Here is a 17,157-nt window from a genome sequence, read left to right on the forward strand (position 1 = left end):
CTAAATAGAATTCATCATTTGAAACATCGGCATAATCATCGCTAAGTACATCAAAATGACTATAACACCAAGGCATGTAAATAAAATGGGTTGAATCACAAATAACATACGTTTAATTTTTTGTTCTACCTTTTCAATAATGAGCTCACTGTAATCACCAAGCTCATTTGCTAAATTACCGTTTGCTTGTCCATGCGTAATGATATAAGAAAGTTCTTTCTCGTAATAACCGCTTTTATCAATAATAGATTGTAACGGTTCTCCTGCAATTAATTGCCGCTCAATTCGAGCTGCTTCATACTGAAAAAACGGATGATACTTTTGCTTCATCATTATTGTTAATGCTTCGTGTACCGACAATCCACCGTGTAATAAGCCACTTAATTGAGCGGAAAAATAATGCGAATGCTTTAAAATAAGAAATGTTTTCATAAGGGGAATACGGATCATAATCTTTACCTTTTGAGTAGGTGGAAGTTTTCGGAAATAAAATATATATAAACTAAATCCCGTTATAACGATAAGAAAAATGATATAAATGAAGTAGGGTAATAATTTAATTGCAACTAAAATTTGCTCCGTAAGTGGTGGTGCTGTAGAACGTAAAGAACTATACATCATTTCAAACTGAGGCAATAAAATGAGGTTAAAAACAGAAAGCATAATCATTAAAAAAAATGATAAAAACATAGGATATTGCATTACTTTCATCATATCTTTCCTATATTTATCTTTCTTGTAAAGAAGTACGCTCCCTTGTTGCAAAGCAAAAGAAATGTCACCGTGTCGCTCTGCATAAAACAAATAACTTAGCACCTCTGGATGAAACATTAATTGGTGAAAAGAAGTGTGCAAGCTTTGTCCATTTTTCAATCCCTCGATCATACGCTGTAACTGTAATTTCTTCCCTAATGGTAGTTGAAACTGCAAAAATTCTAACGCCTGTAAAAGTGAGTAACCTTTCTCTAATAAATCACTTAATCTTTTCCATAATGATACTTGATCACTTAAACTCCATTTTCTCTTAAACATATACATCTTCTTCTAAAAAGCCTAAAGCATACCCTTTTCGCACCGACGATTCCAACGTTTCATAGTGATACGTAACATGTTCTCCACTTGCTTCTTTAATCGCTTGTTTTAATTCATATCCATATAACAGTTCATAAATGCTTGCCTGTCTCACTTGCCTCATTGATTTACATAAAGTTGAACACTTCCCTCTGCAAAACGGACATTTTAATTCAACGAGTCGCTGAGCAGCTACAGCCAATAATGATTGTTCAATTTCTTGCCTTGTAATACCATAATCCATAAATCGTAGTATCGCTCCTTTCGCATCATTTGTATGCAAGGTTGTCATCACTAAATGTCCCGTCAAACTGGCCCTTACAGCTACTTTTGCTGTTTCTTCATCACGAATTTCGCCGACTAAAATAATATCTGGATCATGACGCAAAATAGCCTTTAATCCCGTTTCATATGTGATACCAGCTTTTTCATTTATTTGAATTTGTAATAAACCGTCTTTTCTTCTCTCAACTGGATCTTCCAGAGTAACGATGCGACGTGTTTCTCCTTTTCTAGCTACTTCTAATAACGCATACATTGTCGTCGTTTTTCCAGAACCAGTCGGCCCAGTAAACACGAGTAACCCATGCGAATGCTTTAAAAAAGAAAGTAATTTTTCCGCTGTACTTGGAAATAACGAAAGATGCGACAATGGCTGAACAGATGCTTGCAAATGGAGACGAATAACTAGACTTTCTTGATATACTGTTGGAAGGGTTGAAAGGCGTAAATACACTTCTGATCCATCAATTTGCAAATATAATGAACCATTTTGAGGCTTTCTCCTCTCTCCTATATCCATTGATGCTAAAAATTTAAAGTGCGAAACAAGCTTTTCTCCAAATTCCTTTTCAATACACCGTTTCGTAATTAAATCTTTTCCTATACGTAATTGAATCGCCACATCCTTCTGCCTGGGCACAATATGTAAGTCTGATGCTTGCACCCTACAAGCTTCTTTCATAATCATATTTGCAAAAAGCTCGACACTATTCATCAAGTTTCCCTCCTCACTATGTATATATCATGAAAAAATGCACAAGAAAAATTAGGGATTTTGTATTTTCACTAAGAGAAATAGGAAAAATATGTTTGTGAAATTATGAACAATTTCTGAACTATTGTCTGAAATTACCTATATAGAAGTTTATCTGTATTATAATGTTAATATCTTGGATAAAGTGATAAAGGTGGAGATCCTCATGGAACAAGCTTTAAAAATTACAGGTGTGTTATCTGACCCTACTCGTTATTACATTTATAAATATATTTCTCAAAAGCATAATTACGTAACTGTACAAGAAATTGCAGATGAGTTTAACATTCATCCAAACGTAGCGCGTTTACATTTATCTAAATTAGAAGATGTTAATATGCTCAAATCAGAAACAAAAAAAACTGGGAAAGGCGGCAGACCAAGCAGACTATACGTCTTGTCTCAAGATGTCATCCAGTTACAATTCCCATTTCGCGATTATCAATTATTAGCACGGATAGCATTTAATTCACTGCTAAGCTTAGGTAGCGCTGGTGAAAAAGCGCTATATGAAACTGGGAAACAATTCGGCAAAGAATTAATGCAACAACATATGCATCGCTTAAATGTAAGTGCAGAAGCATTGACGATAGAACAAAAAATGCAAATCGCAAAAGAAGCATTCTCAACAGCTGGTTTATCTCCTGCTTTTGAATTAAGTACAGATGGCACAAAAATTTTCTATGATGTACACAATTGTCCGTTTAAAGAAGTTGCTGCGCATCATCCGACTGAAATTTGTAATATGCACGGAGATATGATGAAAGGGATTTTTGAAATCCTATTCCCTAACGTGGAATTAACACGAAACGATAGTCTACTAGATGGATGCAAATCTTGTAACTATAAAGTTCAAATTTAGTTTTTCAACTAAGAAGAAGTCAATATTATAATTGGCTTCTTTCTTTTATATGAATGAATATTTACAATAGTTAGAAAAATAAACTATAATGAAGAGAGGTTTTACTTTTTCAAGAAAAGGAGGGAGATGGCATGGAGCGCATGTTTCGCGTTCTCGGCTTTTGGACTGGAATTTTCTCGGTTATGTTTTACGTAGGGGATATGCATTCGACCGCACTATTATTTTTAGGACAAACAGGATTCTTCGTACTTTTAAGTTATTTAAAATTAACAGAGCGTATGTATATATACGTATTCGGGGCATATTTAACCGTTTTCTTCATCGGATTTACATGGTACACAACATTTTTACTTGTCCCTGGGGCTGGGCATTAAGAGATGGCAATTTGCCATCTTTTTTTAATTCCGCAATTCCCTAGTTGACTTATAGGTTTTATTACCTTATATTCTATATAACAGATTGGAATTAGGGGGAATTATCATGAATACACTGCTTGTCGGAATTAACGTTGCAGTCATGCTCATTTTAGTTGGCGTATTATATTATATGCAACGTAAGCATGTATCTTTTAATAAACGTGTATTTACTGCTTTAGGAGTCGGAATTATTTTTGGTCTTATATTACAATTTATTTATGAGCCTACTTCTAAAGTAATTATTGAATCAAATACTTGGTTTGGCTTAATCGGTAACGGTTATGTAAAATTACTTCAAATGATCGTTATGCCACTTATTTTAGTATCTATTATTTCAGCATTTACAAAATTACAGTTAACGAAAAATCTTGGTAAAATCAGTGGTCTTATTATCGGAATTTTAATTCTTACTACAGGAATTGCCGCAGCTGTCGGTATCGCTGCAAGTGCAGGATTTGATGTATCAGCAACAGGTTTACAACAAGGTGATGCAGAATCTGCTCGTCTGAAATTAGTAGAAGAAAGATTTACTTCTATTGAAAAGACAACAATTCCAGACAAATTATTAGAATTGTTGCCTACAAATCCATTTCTTGATTTAACAGGCGCTCGTCCAACATCAACAATTTCTGTTGTAATATTTGCAGCCTTTATCGGTATCGCCTTTATCGGTGTAAAACGAAAATATCCAGAACAAGCAGAGCTATTTAAAAAGATGCTTGATGCTGTATATGCAATCGTAATGCGCATGGTAACATTAATTTTACGCCTTACTCCATACGGCGTATTAGCTCTTATGGCAAAAACAGTTGCTGGTAGCGATATTAACGCTATTTTAAAACTTGGTAACTTCGTGTTAGCATCTTACGTAGCACTTATCGTAATGTTTATCATTCACTTATTATTAATCGCGCTATCTGGTTTAAATCCAATTCAATATTTGAAAAAAGTGTTCCCTGTATTAACATTTGCATTTACATCTCGCTCTAGTGCTGGTGCAATGCCATTAAATATTGAAGCACAAAAAGAAAAGCTTGGTATTTCTGAAGGAATTGCAAACTTCGCAGCTTCATTTGGGGTATCTATCGGACAAAACGGTTGCGCAGGTATTTATCCAGCGATGCTTGCAATGATGGTCGCTCCAACTGTAGGAATTGATCCATTACAACCTCAATTTATTTTAACTTTAATCGCTGTTGTAGCTATTAGCTCATTCGGCGTTGCCGGCGTTGGTGGCGGTGCAACATTCGCAGCGTTAATCGTACTATCTACAATGAACTTACCAATCGGCATTGTCGCTCTTGTTATCTCAGTTGAACCATTAATCGATATGGGCCGTACAGCTCTTAACGTAAGTGGTTCTATGACAGCAGGTCTTATTTCAAGTAAATGGCTTGGTGAATTAGATCAAGATACGTACAATCAAGATGAGACAAAAACTGGCGAAATTGCTTCATAATAAAAAGGACGCTAACAATTTATACTGTTAGCGTCCTTTTTTATTATGCGCCACCACTATACAACTTATCTTGAAAGTTATCACTCCAAGTATTCTTCTAGTTGCTCTTTTAACTCCTCCTCAATCTCACAGCAGGATTCATCAACAAGTTCCCCTATTTTCTTACTCCCAAAAATTCTCAATTGAATTGGCATTCCTAAAAAAATATTTTCGCATTTCCAAATTGGAATTGTGTAAAATTCAATCATCTCACCTTCTGCATCTAATACCGCTATGGAAACTGATGAATAATAGCCCATTTCAAAGGGATTCTCTTTTTCTCTTTCAAATCGCATATCTAATTTCATGTTTTTTTCTATGTATAAATGCGAATAATCTTTATAAAGTTTAAATGTTACTCGTTCTATTTCCTTTTCCATACATTGAATTTTCTCTTTCAATTCCAATGTAAAATCTTGTTCTTTATACTTCATCTCCATCTCCTTAAACATAGAAAAAGAGAATACAATAACATATTCTCTTTTCTCAAATATATTTCATTATCTCACAGCCCGTCCTTTTACAAATAACCATTTTGCTCGCACCATTTATGAAATTGTCCTACATCTACTCCAACTAACACGATATCCTTTAGCTCTACAGCAATACTTTGTTCCCCAATTACAATAGCAAAGTGGGATTCTAATTGTTTTTCATTTTTCTTTACAGTTCCAATTCGGTTCCGATGCGGTCCATCTTTTATATATGCTTTTTGTCCTACAATATCAAAGTTCAAGATCATCACCTCTTTTACTGCGCTCAAATTGGAAATACGAATTCAACTTCGGAAAATTTCCTTTCATTGCACTATTTCTCTATATATATGACGAAACAATAAAAGAGTCCTTCCTTCTTTACAATTATTTTTTCTTTGTTTCATTTTTATGATTGAAACGTAAAGTTTATAATAAAATACACTTGGAAGCGCTTTCTACGTAATTTTTTATGTTATAATATATAAGTAGAACTTCGTAAAGAGGGTTAAAAAATGAATACAAAAATGATTGAAAAAGTAATTGAAGCATTAAAAGTATATGGCTTTCAGGATGTATCATTCTGTGAAGAAACGAAGCAATTTTTATTTCATAACGAAACAGATATTATGAGCGGCTATGCAGAAATAACATATAGTAGTCAATTCGAAAAATTCAACGTACAAATTCACCCAATTGAAACGCATCACCAAGCAGAGTTACAAGAGGTTGAAAGACATATACAAGCTTGCATACGGAAAGTAGAGTATTTAAATGCACTTCTTACTGGACAAACAAAGCTAGATGATAAAATTATTATTATGTAAAAAAAAAGAACGTGAAGCTATCACGTTCTTTTTTTTAAACACCCATCTTTTCTTTTAAATGTAAACCTGTTACAGACTCTAATACATCCATTGTTTCTTCAAGCTTCATATCAAAAATTGTCTTCTCTTCTATATATGGAAACTGTCTAAAACGCTTTTCTAACATTTTCACCGCATCCGATGTGAAATTTGCGCTATCAACGCCAAATTCTGTTTCAAGAAGCACGATCCAATCTAACACATGAAAACCTAATCCATTTACAAATGAAATAAGTTTTTCTTCTGGCTGTGAAGATAAGAATACGTTTCGCTCCATCTCACTAAAAAGTTCTTCTCCTAAAATTCCTGCTAACTCATCATCATGTCCGCGTTCAATAATCTCTTCATAACCGTAATCATCAACAAGCTCTTCTACTTCTTCACTATCCGCAAAAAGCAATTGACTAAGAATTGCATCTTTCTTAAATTCACTGTTTTGTACAACCTCTAAAAAACTCGTTTCCCAACCATTTTCTAATTTCATATTTAATAACTCCTTTATATACTTTACTTATAATAACTGTGCCCAAAATAGACTAATGGTAACCTTCACTCTTTTTTGCAAGAAATATTTCTGGCTATATTCCCACTTCTAACATTCCACTTTATTCAATATATATGAGACAAGCCCCTCAATTTCTCCTTCAAAAACATCAACTTCTTGTAAATGGTAAAACGTAGTTTGCAATTCATTGCTCTTGTGATATATATAAATTTTCTTTTCTAAAGCAATTGCCATCCCTAACTCTGTATGACTTCCATTCCCACCCTCTAGTATGAGTAAGAAGACATCAGCTTCTCGTATCGCCTTTTGTTCTTCTTCACCAATCTTTTGCAATTGTTCTCTATTGGTTGCTCTTTCATTTTTCGTCCAATCATATGTATGCTGCCATCCCACTTCTTTCAACTGGCTTGATACGAAACGTACAAGATGTTTATTTTGAAATCCCGAAGCAATATAAAACTTCATTTATATCCACTCCTTAAATATGTATGGGGAAACTCCTTTTTTAGCGTTAATGGGATTTTTTCAAAAAAAAACCCATCTTTAAAACTTATTTGCGTTTAAATGATGGGGTGCCTCATGATCTTCTTTTATTTTTTGTTTTTTATAACTTTCATCAGCTAACATTTCTAATTCAGCTGTTATTTCTGATTTTTCAAGCTCTCGTTCTTGTGAAAATTTCCGTGAAATATAAACAATAACACTACCAACGTACAACACAAAGCATATAATAAGTGCAGTATTTTCATAGAGACTTAGCTCCAACACAGTCACTCCTAATCCATTCGTATTTTCACGCTTAATCAATTGGAATTTCCCTATTAACCATTTGTTATTGTAACATAAAAATATCAATTCTTGGAATCTTTCATCCTATTAAAAAAGACATGATTGTTTCATCATGCCTCTGAAATATGGTGAATGATAGTTTTAATCGCTTCTTTTCCATTGTATTTTTTTAATGCCGTTTTATACGCCTCATTATTTTGATGCAACTCTTCGATATGCTTTATAAGAGATTTCACAGTTACATCTTCTTCATACAACACGGAGGCATACCCTTGTTTTTCAAAGGACTCTGCATTTAAAATTTGATCTCCACGACTGGCAAATTTCGATAACGGAATTAAAACCATTGGCTTTTGCATTGTTAAAAATTCAAAAATCGCATTGGATCCCGCACGTGAAATAACAAAATCTGTTGCTGCTAATATATCCGGCAACTCTCCATGTACATATTCAAATTGTCTATATCCTTCTTTATTTTGTAAGGATTCATCAAGATTCCCTTTTCCGCAAAGATGCACAATTTGATAATTTTTCAGAAGATCTGGAAGTGCCGATCGAACAGTTTCATTAATTTTCTTTGCTCCTAAACTTCCTCCCATAACAGTAATAACTGATTTCTTACGGGAAAACCCTAGAAACTTTAAACCTTTTTCAAGATTTCCTCTTAGTACTTCTTCACGTACTGGTGATCCTGTATATACTACTTTCTCTTTCGGTAAGTGCTTCGCAGCTTCTTCAAATGTAACAAATATTTTCGAGGCAAAACGGAGCGCAATTTTATTTGCTAGTCCAGGTGTCATATCAGATTCATGTAGCAAAACTGGCACCCTATTTAACCATCCTCCAATTACAACTGGTACAGATACGAAACCACCTTTTGAAAAAATCACATCCGGTTTTAGTTTTCGAATCCTTACATACGCATCCATAACACCTTTCATTACAAGAAAGGGATCTTTTATATTTTTTAAATCAAAATAACGACGTAGCTTTCCGCTTGCAATACTATAATACGGAATGCCTTCCTTTTCTATAATCGTTTTCTCGACCCCTTGATGAGAACCAATATAAGAGATGTCCCAATTTTCTTCCTGTAAATGTGGAATAATGGCTAAATTAGGCGTTACATGCCCTGCCGAACCGCCACCTGTAAAGACTATTTTTTTCATACGTCTCCCCCTTCAACACTATAATACACTAAAATATCTTGCCTCAGGGTGAGAAAATACCATAGCCGTTACAGATGCTTCTGGCTCCATCATAAATCCTTCTGTTAATGAAATACCTATTTCTTCTGGATGAATTAAGCGAAATAATTTTTCTTGATCAGCCAGTTCTGGGCATGCTGGATAACCAAATGACACGCGTATTCCTCTATATTTCGTGCGGAAGCGTTCTTCCATCGTCAGTTCAGGTGAATCTGGAATTCCCCAACGATCACGAATGAGCATATGTGTTTTTTCAGCAAGCCCTTCTGCTAATTCAAGTGCTAACGATTGAATTGCATGACTGCGTAAATAATCTCCCTTCGCCTTCCATTCCTCTGCAATATCTCGAACCCCTTCTCCAACGGTAACAGATAAGAAAGCAACATAATCCATCTCATCTCCAATAGGGCGTATATAATCTCCTAAAGTACGGTATGGTACTTTCCCTTGTCTCGGGAATGTGAAACGCTCTATAATACGCGTATGATCTTCTGGGTCATATATTACAATGTTTTGTCCGTCGCTTTGCGCTGGGAAAAATTGATACACCGCTTTTGGGCGTAACCAAGATTGTCCTTCTTGTAATAATTCATCAATTAAATCATTTAGCTCATGCGCTCTTTTATCCCCTTCTTGCAGGAGTTTTTTTACGTTTCCTTTTAACCCAAGATGGTGTCCAATTAACATTTGTCTATTTAAAAACGGTGCAAGATGAGAAACAGGAATATCTCGTAATACAACTCGTTTCGTCGAATCTGGTATCATAACAGTTGCTTTTGGCAACGGCTCAATAACTGCTGGAATTTCTATTTTTTTCTCCTCTTGTTTCACAATATGAAGATGGCGTTCCTTTTTATCTCGCTTCATCTTCTCACGTTCTTCTTCTTTTTGTAATTTGTTAATAATATCAAGACCTGTCATTGCATCACTTGCATAGCATACGAGCCCTTTATATGATGGAGAAATACGATTATCTGTGAACTTTCTCGTTAGTGCTGCACCACCTACAACAATTGGAATATCAATATTCGCTGCTTTTAAATCTTCGGCAGTCGTTACCATTTGTTGTGCGGATTTTACTAACAAACCAGAAAGACCAATAATATCAGGTTTCTTTTCTTGTACTTCTTGAACAATTCGATCCGAACGAACATTAATTCCTAAATTAATAATTTCATATCCGTTATTTGATAAAATAATTTCAACGAGATTTTTCCCAATATCATGTACGTCCCCTTTAACGGTCGCTAATAATACTTTCCCTTTTTTCGCACTATCACTAGATTCCATATGTGGCTCTAAATAGCTTACAGCAGCTTTCATACTTTCAGCACTTTGCAATACTTCAGCAACGATGAGCTCATTACCATTAAATAATCGCCCTACCTCATCCATTCCTGTCATAAGCGGCCCGTTAATAATATCAAGAGGTTTTCTTCCTTCTTCAAGTGCAAGGCTTAAATCTTCGTGTAGTCCTTGCTTCGTACCTTCTACAATATAGTTTGCCAGTCGTTCATCAAGCGTCAGCGTTTCTTGTGTAGCGACTTCTTTCTTTTTAGCAACACGATAAAAGTTTGTAAATTTTTCTAACGTCTCTTTCGTCGTTTCAAATAATAATGCATCGGCAAGACGTTTTTCTTCCTCTGGAATTGACGCATAGCGCTCTAATTTTTCCGTATTAACAATTGCATAATCTAATCCTGCCTTCGTTGCATGGTATAGAAAGACTGAGTTTAATACTTCCCGTCCAGCTGGTGGTAAACCAAAAGATATGTTACTCACACCTAGAATCGTTAAACATTCTGGTAACGCTTCTTTAATAAGACGAATTCCTTCTATCGTCGCTGCCGCTGAACCGATATATTCTTCATCACCTGTTCCTACAGGAAACACAAGCGCATCAAAAATAATATCAGATGGGCGTATACCATACTTCTTCGTTAGCAATTCATAGCTTCTTTTAGCAATTTCTATCTTTCGTTCTGCACTAACCGCCATACCATCTTCATCAATTGTTCCTACAACTATAGCGGCACCGTATTTCCGAAGAAGAGGTGTCACTTTTTCAAAACGTTCTTCTCCATCTTCTAAATTAATAGAGTTGATAACAGCTTTTCCTTGAATATAAGTAAGAGCTCTCGCCATAACATTTTCATCTGTTGAATCAATCATAATCGGTACTTTTAACACTTTCGTAACTTCTGCCAAGAATTTTTCCATATCTTCTATTTCATCACGGTCAGGGTCTGCCATACAAATATCAATAATATGAGCATTTTTCTTCACTTGTGCTCTTGCCACTTCAGCAGCCTCTTCGAATTTCCCTTCTGCTACTAATCTTTTAAACTTACGCGATCCAATTACATTCGTCCTTTCTCCAACAAATAGGGGCCTCATAGAATCATCGTATTGCAACGCTTCTAGTCCACTAATTCCATGTCCAACTCGCTTATGATGCTCACGAGGATTAATCGAGGCAAGCGCCGATTTCATTGCACTTATATGTTCTGGTGTTGTGCCACAACAACCACCAATAATATTAATCCATCCTTCTTCAGCAAAACGTTTTACTTTTTCAGTAAGTGACGCCGGAGATTCGTGATAATGCCCATCTTCATCAGGAAGACCAGCGTTTGGATAACAAGAAATATAACACTCCGATAAATCAGATAGAGAACGAATATGTTCCCTCATAAATTCTGGACCAGTAGCACAGTTTAATCCAACCGATAATGGCTTCATATGCTCTACCGATAAATAAAAGGCTTCGATCGTTTGACCCGCTAACGTCGTTCCCATCGGTTCAATTGTTCCGGAAATCATAATAGGTACTATTTTGTTTAGTTCTTCAAACGCCGATTGAATTCCAAGGTACGCAGCTTTCACATTACGCATATCTTGACTCGTCTCAACGAGCAATACATCAACTTCTCCTCTTAATAATCCTCTCGCTTGCCTTGTATAGGCTTCGATTAACTCTTCAAAAGTCACACCGCCTGTAACACTAATTGCTTTCGTCGTTGGTCCCATTGCTCCCGCAACATACACTTCTTTCCCGCTTTCTTTAACCGCTTGCTTCGCCAAAAGCGCTGCCCTTTCGTTTAACTCTTCATCTAAATGAGACAATGCATAATCACTTAATACAATATTCGTTGCGCCAAATGTATTCGTTTCAATAATATCTGCGCCAGCCTCAATATAGGCTTTATGAATATTTAAAATAACGTCTGGTCTTGTTTTCACTAAATATTCATTACAACCTTCGTATTCTTCTCCTCCGAAATCTTCCGCTGTTAAGTCTTCTTGCTGAATCATCGTTCCCATTGCACCATCTAATATTAAAATTTCATGTTGTAATCTCTCTTCTATTCGTTTCATCAATTAATACCTTCTTTCACTTCTTGCTTTTCTCTCACATATTTCACGAGATGTTCTGTAATTTCATATTTTAAAAACGGTGTAATAAGATAAATACCGTTAAAGTATTTCATCGCCGCATCTATCAACTCTTGTGAAATACGAATTCCTTCCTCTATGGCTGCCTCTTTCGTTTCATGTCCATCCATTCTTTGTCTTATCTCTTCAGGGAGCGTAATACCCGGTACTTCAAAATGAAGAAAATCTGCATTCCGCTTACTTACTAACGGCATAATTCCAATAAAGATAGGTTCTTCCAAATGCTTTGTCGCTTCATATACTTCTTCTATTAAAGCAACATCATATATCGGCTGTGTTAAGAAATATTCTGCTCCAGCATCAATTTTTCGTTCCATTCGTTTTACCGCTGCTTTTAAATGCCTTACATGAGGATTGAATGCCCCTCCGACAGAAAACCTTGTTGCCGGACCAATTGATTTCCCTAAAATAGAGCGACCGTCGTTCATCTCTTTAATCATTTTAATTAGTTCTATCGATGACAAATCATATACAGAAGTTGCACCTGGAAAATCACCAACGCGCGCTGGGTCACCAGTTAAAGCTAACACTTCCTCCATACCTAATGCTGATAATCCAAGCAAATGAGACTGCAGTCCAATGACGTTATGATCTCTACACGTTAAATGCGTCAATACTGGAATATCATGCTTCGTTAATAATGCACCCATAGCCATATTCGAAACGCGAGGAGATGCTAATGAATTATCTGCTAGAGTAGTAGCATCCGCTCCAGCCCTTTTCAGTGCTCTTGCCCCTTCAAAAAACCGCTGCGTGTCTAACGTTTTCGGTGGATCTAATTCCACTACAACTGTCGTTTGTTTCTTTGCCTTCTCTGCGAGAGTAACATGGGCTCTCGAACGCTTCTCATGTGTATGGACCACTTTAGGCCTTTGAATCGTCTCCTTTGCTATTACAGGTACAACATTTGCAATAGCACGTTTCATTCCTTCAATATGTTCCGGGGTAGTACCACAACAACCACCTAATAAACGAATACCTTGTTCAATAAAGTTTGGTGTCATCTCTTCAAAATACGCTGGACTTCCCTCGTATACGTAACGCCCCTCCACATAATTCGGGAGACCTGCATTCGGATATGCTGATAAATAGCCATTTTGAGGAATCGATATCATTTTGAAAGCTTCCGTCATATGAAGTGGCCCTAGTTGACAGTTCAATCCAACAACATTGGCACCGTAATCTAAAAGCTGTTTTAATATTTCATTGACATCATTCCCATTTTGAGTCGTACCTGCCTCATGTAACGCTAACTGAGCAACAATCGGAATATTCGTTTGTTTACGCAATACTTTAACGGCATGCAATAATTCAAATTCATCATAAAAAGTTTCTAGTAGTAATCCATCAACCTGTTCTTCTAGTAAAGCACCTGCCTGCTCAAGTAACATAAACTCTCGCTCTATATCAGTCGTTGTAACAGCACCAATATGTTTCATACCTCCAATTGTCCCTAAAATTGCATTCCGCTCTGTTACTGATGCTTTCGCAATATTCACTGCCGCTTTATTAATTTGGACAACTTGATTTTCTAATCCATACATACGTAATTTTGCTTCATTTGCCCCATACGTATTCGTTTGAATAACATCCGCTCCAGCAGCTACATATTGTTTATGGATCGATATAATTAAGTCTGGATCAGACAAATTCAATTCTTCAAAACTACTTTGTAAACCATGAGAATGTAATAAAGTTCCAACCGCACCATCACCTATTACAATTCCTTTTGATAATAAATCTAGTAATTTCACGAATCCCCCTCATTTCTATCAATATAAAAACCCCCTCTTCACTTTGAAGAGGGGGACATAATTGTTCCTCCTCTTATTATGCAAAACACACGTTTTGCAGGTTTTAGCACCGTTTCAAACATTTAGTTTGAAGGTTGCCGGGTTTCACAGGGCCTTTCCCTCCACCGCTCTCAATAAGAGTTTGTCTTTATTATTTTATTTATGTAGCTAAAAGGAAATGCGTTCCCCTTTTAACAATGTTTGTTAATTTTTTATAAATTTAGCACGCACTAAAATAAAAGTCAATGACACTTGCGGAAAAATAAAAATTATTTAAAATAAAGTTGCAATTCAATTATCTTTTGTTGTAAAGTTAAAAACATAATAAAAATTTCATACGAACATTCTTATCTAGAGAGGTAGAGGGACTGGCCCTATGACGCCTCAGCAACCATTAACATTCATTCGTTAATAAGGTGCTAATTCCAGCAAATTGTGAAAGATTTGACAGATGAGAAGAAGACTCTATTCAAACCAAAAGCCTTCTTCTTAGAAGGCTTTTTTTATTTTACATTCACTTAGTCGTTCACTTTAAAAAGGGGGAATTTTCACATGTCAACAATCGAAACAAAACTAGCACAAATCGGGAACCGTAGCGAAGCTACAACAGGAACTGTTAATCCACCTGTTTATTTCTCAACTGCTTATCGTCACGAAGGAATTGGTAAATCTACTGGCTTTGACTATTCAAGAACTGGAAATCCGACTCGCGGTCTTTTAGAACAGGCAATTGCAGACTTAGAAAGCGGTGAGCAAGGGTATGCCTGTAGTTCAGGAATGGCGGCTGTTCTCCTTGTCCTTTCACTATTCCGTTCCGGAGATGAACTTATCGTATCCGAAGACTTATACGGAGGAACATATCGTCTATTTTCCGAACATGAAGGCAAGTGGAATATTCGATGTAAATACGTAGATACACAATCTATTAAACAAATTGAGCAAGCAATCACATCTCAAACGAAGGCTATTTTCATAGAAACACCGACTAATCCATTAATGCAAGTAACTGATATCGTAAGTGTAGCAAGTGTAGCCAAAAGGCACGGACTACTTCTTATTGTAGATAACACGTTCTATACACCTTATATACAGCAACCATTAACAGAAGGTGCAAACATCGTCCTTCATAGCGCAACTAAATATTTAGGCGGACATAACGATGTACTAAGCGGACTTGTCGTTGCGAAAGGGAAATCTCTTTGCGAGGAGCTTGCTCATTATCATAATGCCTCTGGTGCTGTCTTAAGCCCGTTTGATTCATGGCTATTAATTCGAGGCATGAAAACTTTAGCACTTCGCATGAAGCAGCATGAAGAAAATGCTCATGCAATTGTTGCTTATTTAAATGATGAAGATGGTGTGACAGATGTATTTTATCCAGGAAGAGGTGGTATGATTTCATTTCGCCTTCAAGATGAAACTTGGATTAATCCTTTCTTACAATCTTTATCCTTAATTACATTTGCTGAAAGTCTTGGCGGCGTCGAAAGTTTAATGACTTATCCAGCAACGCAAACCCATGCCGATATTCCTGAAGAAGTTCGAACAGCACGTGGTGTGTGTAATCGTCTTCTCCGTTTTTCAGTCGGCATCGAAAATAGCAATGATTTAATTCAAGACTTAAAGCAAGCAATTAAAATTGTAAAAGAAGGTGTAAGAATATGAGTTATTCCATAGATACGCTTTTACTGCATAATCAATACAAGCATGACACACACACAGGAGCTGTTAACGTTCCCATCTATAACACATCAACATTTCATCAGTTTGATGTAGATGCTTTCGGAAAGTATGACTATAGTCGCTCAGGAAATCCAACGCGTGAAGCTCTTGAAGATATCATTGCTTTATTAGAAGACGGGACAAAAGGATTCGCCTTTGCATCAGGAATTGCAGCAATTTCTACTGCATTTCTCCTTCTTTCACAAGGCGATCACGTACTCATTTCAGAAGACGTATATGGAGGCACTTACCGAATTATAACTGAAGTTCTCTCTCGTTACGGTGTTTCACATACATTTGTTGATATGACAAATGTGGAAGAAGTAAAAGAAAACATTAAACCAAATACGAAGCTCTTTTATGTAGAAACACCTTCTAACCCACTTTTAAAAGTGACAGATATTCGTGCTGTTTCTAATCTTGCAAAATCTATTGGTGCTCTTACTTTTGTTGATAATACATTTTTGACACCACTATTCCAGAAGCCACTTAATCTTGGCGCCGATGTCGTTCTTCATAGTGCAACAAAATTTATTGCTGGTCATAGTGATGTCACCGCCGGATTAGCTGTCGTAAAAGATGAAGAACTCGCTCAAAAGCTCGGCTTTCTACAAAATGCTTTTGGTGCTATTTTAGGACCGCAAGATTGTTCTCTCGTGCTTCGCGGTCTGAAGACATTGCATGTACGTCTCGAACATTCAGCTGCAAATGCCAACAAAATCGCACATTTTTTACAAGAGCACTCTAAAGTTCAAAATGTCTATTACCCTGGATTACAATCACATCTTGGCTATAGTATTCAACAAAATCAAGCAACATCGGCTGGGGCTGTTTTATCTTTCACCTTACAATCAGAAGATGCACTGCGCCAATTCTTATCAAAAGTTAAACTGCCCGTTTTTGCGGTTAGTCTAGGAGCTGTTGAATCTATTCTTTCATATCCAGCAAAAATGTCACATGCAGCCTTATCACAGGAAGCACGTGATGAAAGAGGGATTTCCAATTCATTACTCCGTTTATCGGTTGGTCTTGAAAATGTTAACGATTTAATATCCGATTTCGAAAATGCTCTTTCTTATGTAGAAGAACCTATAAATGCATAAATGGAAGAAACGAAGATTCATCAGTTAAAATCAAACAACTTTATTGCCATTATAAAGAAGCTGATCATAATCAGCTTCTTTTCTTTTAACCTGTTATATATTCTATATATAACATTATGATTCCTTTTTCATATTATTTTAAAAATTTTGTATATTCATTTGAAAGAATAAGAAAATCATGATAAAATTGTGTTACGAATATATCTATATCTTTCAATTTTTGAAACGCATCAAAATTTTCACCCAAAAATGTCATTTTACAAAACTGTGCAAATTTATCTATTTTATTTACATCAGGGTCTCTTTTCTTACAATTTCTTTACTTTAGGACTTTTTTTCTGCAACAACTGTTTTCTTTT

16 protein-coding genes and 2 riboswitches are annotated in these 17,157 nt (G+C 35.9%); of the genes, 6 read left to right on the forward strand and 10 right to left on the reverse strand.

All coding sequences use genetic code 11. The features are described from left to right. A complete protein-coding gene (gene comGB, locus FT637_RS03380) occupies positions 1-1,038 on the reverse strand; it encodes a competence type IV pilus assembly protein ComGB (protein WP_319805937.1) in 1,038 nt (345 codons plus the stop codon). Beyond that, the gene (gene comGA / locus FT637_RS03385) at positions 1,025-2,068 is read right to left on the reverse strand and encodes a competence type IV pilus ATPase ComGA (protein WP_016106153.1); all 1,044 of its coding nucleotides are present in this window, start codon (positions 2,066-2,068) and stop codon (positions 1,025-1,027) included. The genes comGB and comGA overlap by 14 nt, the downstream gene beginning before the upstream one ends. Before the next feature lie 205 nt (positions 2,069-2,273). Here comGA and FT637_RS03390 point away from each other — a divergent pair, with 205 nt between their 5' ends. The 3 genes from FT637_RS03390 to FT637_RS03400 all read left to right on the forward strand — a co-directional run bounded on the left by FT637_RS03390 (position 2,274) and on the right by FT637_RS03400 (position 4,844). Then, entirely contained in the window at positions 2,274-2,969 is a 696-nt protein-coding gene (locus FT637_RS03390; RefSeq protein WP_193645124.1) for a helix-turn-helix transcriptional regulator, read from the forward strand. A gap of 131 nt (positions 2,970-3,100) precedes the next feature. Then, complete coding sequence (locus tag FT637_RS03395; RefSeq protein ID WP_002015110.1) at positions 3,101-3,343, forward strand: DUF2626 domain-containing protein; 243 nt, start codon at positions 3,101-3,103, stop codon at positions 3,341-3,343. 106 nt (positions 3,344-3,449) lie between these two features. After that, entirely contained in the window at positions 3,450-4,844 is a 1,395-nt protein-coding gene (locus tag FT637_RS03400) for an L-cystine transporter (RefSeq protein WP_193645125.1), read from the forward strand. Positions 4,845-4,924: 80 nt separating this feature from the next. Here the strand turns inward: FT637_RS03400 and FT637_RS03405 are convergent, their stop codons facing one another. Both FT637_RS03405 and FT637_RS03410 read right to left on the reverse strand, forming a co-directional pair. Next, entirely contained in the window at positions 4,925-5,317 is a 393-nt protein-coding gene (locus FT637_RS03405) for a hypothetical protein (RefSeq protein WP_193645126.1), read from the reverse strand. Positions 5,318-5,403: 86 nt separating this feature from the next. Continuing rightward, positions 5,404-5,619, reverse strand: coding sequence for a DUF3912 family protein (locus tag FT637_RS03410; RefSeq protein WP_113935582.1), 216 nt, complete (start codon positions 5,617-5,619; stop codon positions 5,404-5,406). A 252-nt stretch (positions 5,620-5,871) separates the two neighbouring features. Between FT637_RS03410 and FT637_RS03415 the strand changes: the two genes are divergently transcribed. After that, entirely contained in the window at positions 5,872-6,183 is a 312-nt protein-coding gene (locus FT637_RS03415) for a hypothetical protein (protein WP_193645127.1), read from the forward strand. 34 nt (positions 6,184-6,217) lie between these two features. On the opposite strand, the gene FT637_RS03420 is transcribed toward FT637_RS03415, so the two are convergent. The 6 genes from FT637_RS03420 to FT637_RS03445 form a co-directional block, all read right to left on the reverse strand. Then, positions 6,218-6,706, reverse strand: coding sequence for a hypothetical protein (locus FT637_RS03420; protein WP_193645128.1), 489 nt, complete (start codon positions 6,704-6,706; stop codon positions 6,218-6,220). Between the two features lie 108 nt (positions 6,707-6,814). Further along, the gene (locus tag FT637_RS03425; protein ID WP_193645129.1) at positions 6,815-7,192 is read right to left on the reverse strand and encodes a nucleoside 2-deoxyribosyltransferase; all 378 of its coding nucleotides are present in this window, start codon (positions 7,190-7,192) and stop codon (positions 6,815-6,817) included. A gap of 78 nt (positions 7,193-7,270) precedes the next feature. Next, on the reverse strand, positions 7,271-7,531 hold the full coding sequence (locus tag FT637_RS03430; protein ID WP_083596079.1) for a DUF3966 domain-containing protein: 261 nt from the start codon (positions 7,529-7,531) through the stop codon (positions 7,271-7,273). Positions 7,532-7,626: 95 nt separating this feature from the next. Further along, complete coding sequence (locus FT637_RS03435) at positions 7,627-8,685, reverse strand: undecaprenyldiphospho-muramoylpentapeptide beta-N-acetylglucosaminyltransferase (protein WP_193645130.1); 1,059 nt, start codon at positions 8,683-8,685, stop codon at positions 7,627-7,629. Between the two features lie 18 nt (positions 8,686-8,703). Beyond that, positions 8,704-12,102, reverse strand: coding sequence for a methionine synthase (metH, locus tag FT637_RS03440; RefSeq protein WP_193645131.1), 3,399 nt, complete (start codon positions 12,100-12,102; stop codon positions 8,704-8,706). After that, on the reverse strand, positions 12,102-13,934 hold the full coding sequence (locus FT637_RS03445) for a bifunctional homocysteine S-methyltransferase/methylenetetrahydrofolate reductase (RefSeq protein ID WP_193645132.1): 1,833 nt from the start codon (positions 13,932-13,934) through the stop codon (positions 12,102-12,104). The genes metH and FT637_RS03445 overlap by 1 nt, the downstream gene beginning before the upstream one ends. Before the next feature lie 70 nt (positions 13,935-14,004). Further along, a riboswitch (SAM riboswitch) is annotated at positions 14,005-14,114 on the reverse strand. Between the two features lie 203 nt (positions 14,115-14,317). Further along, positions 14,318-14,431: riboswitch (SAM riboswitch) on the forward strand. Between the two features lie 94 nt (positions 14,432-14,525). Between FT637_RS03445 and FT637_RS03450 the strand changes: the two genes are divergently transcribed. Next, positions 14,526-15,638: a methionine biosynthesis PLP-dependent protein gene (locus FT637_RS03450; RefSeq protein WP_193645133.1), complete on the forward strand. Its 1,113-nt coding sequence runs from the start codon at positions 14,526-14,528 to the stop codon at positions 15,636-15,638. After that, complete coding sequence (gene metC, locus FT637_RS03455) at positions 15,635-16,798, forward strand: cystathionine beta-lyase (RefSeq protein ID WP_193645134.1); 1,164 nt, start codon at positions 15,635-15,637, stop codon at positions 16,796-16,798. The genes FT637_RS03450 and metC overlap by 4 nt, the downstream gene beginning before the upstream one ends. The last annotated feature ends 359 nt before the right edge of the window (positions 16,799-17,157 follow it).

Source organism: Bacillus cereus (assembly GCF_015071065.1).
GTDB classification, from domain to species: Bacteria; Bacillota; Bacilli; order Bacillales; family Bacillaceae_G; genus Bacillus_A; species Bacillus_A cereus_BA.

Coding starts and splice junctions, on each gene's coding strand:
- FT637_RS03390 (WP_193645124.1), top strand. CDS start 2,274: ATGGAACAAGCTTTAAAAATTACAGGTGTGTTATCTGACCCTACTCGT.
- metH (WP_193645131.1), bottom strand. CDS start 12,102: ATGAAACGAATAGAAGAGAGATTACAACATGAAATTTTAATATTAGAT.
- FT637_RS03425 (WP_193645129.1), bottom strand. CDS start 7,192: ATGAAGTTTTATATTGCTTCGGGATTTCAAAATAAACATCTTGTACGT.
- FT637_RS03435 (WP_193645130.1), bottom strand. CDS start 8,685: ATGAAAAAAATAGTCTTTACAGGTGGCGGTTCGGCAGGGCATGTAACG.
- FT637_RS03450 (WP_193645133.1), top strand. CDS start 14,526: ATGTCAACAATCGAAACAAAACTAGCACAAATCGGGAACCGTAGCGAA.
- FT637_RS03400 (WP_193645125.1), top strand. CDS start 3,450: ATGAATACACTGCTTGTCGGAATTAACGTTGCAGTCATGCTCATTTTA.
- FT637_RS03415 (WP_193645127.1), top strand. CDS start 5,872: ATGAATACAAAAATGATTGAAAAAGTAATTGAAGCATTAAAAGTATAT.
- FT637_RS03405 (WP_193645126.1), bottom strand. CDS start 5,317: ATGAAGTATAAAGAACAAGATTTTACATTGGAATTGAAAGAGAAAATT.
- comGB (WP_319805937.1), bottom strand. CDS start 1,038: ATGTATATGTTTAAGAGAAAATGGAGTTTAAGTGATCAAGTATCATTA.
- FT637_RS03420 (WP_193645128.1), bottom strand. CDS start 6,706: ATGAAATTAGAAAATGGTTGGGAAACGAGTTTTTTAGAGGTTGTACAA.
- comGA (WP_016106153.1), bottom strand. CDS start 2,068: ATGAATAGTGTCGAGCTTTTTGCAAATATGATTATGAAAGAAGCTTGT.
- metC (WP_193645134.1), top strand. CDS start 15,635: ATGAGTTATTCCATAGATACGCTTTTACTGCATAATCAATACAAGCAT.
- FT637_RS03395 (WP_002015110.1), top strand. CDS start 3,101: ATGGAGCGCATGTTTCGCGTTCTCGGCTTTTGGACTGGAATTTTCTCG.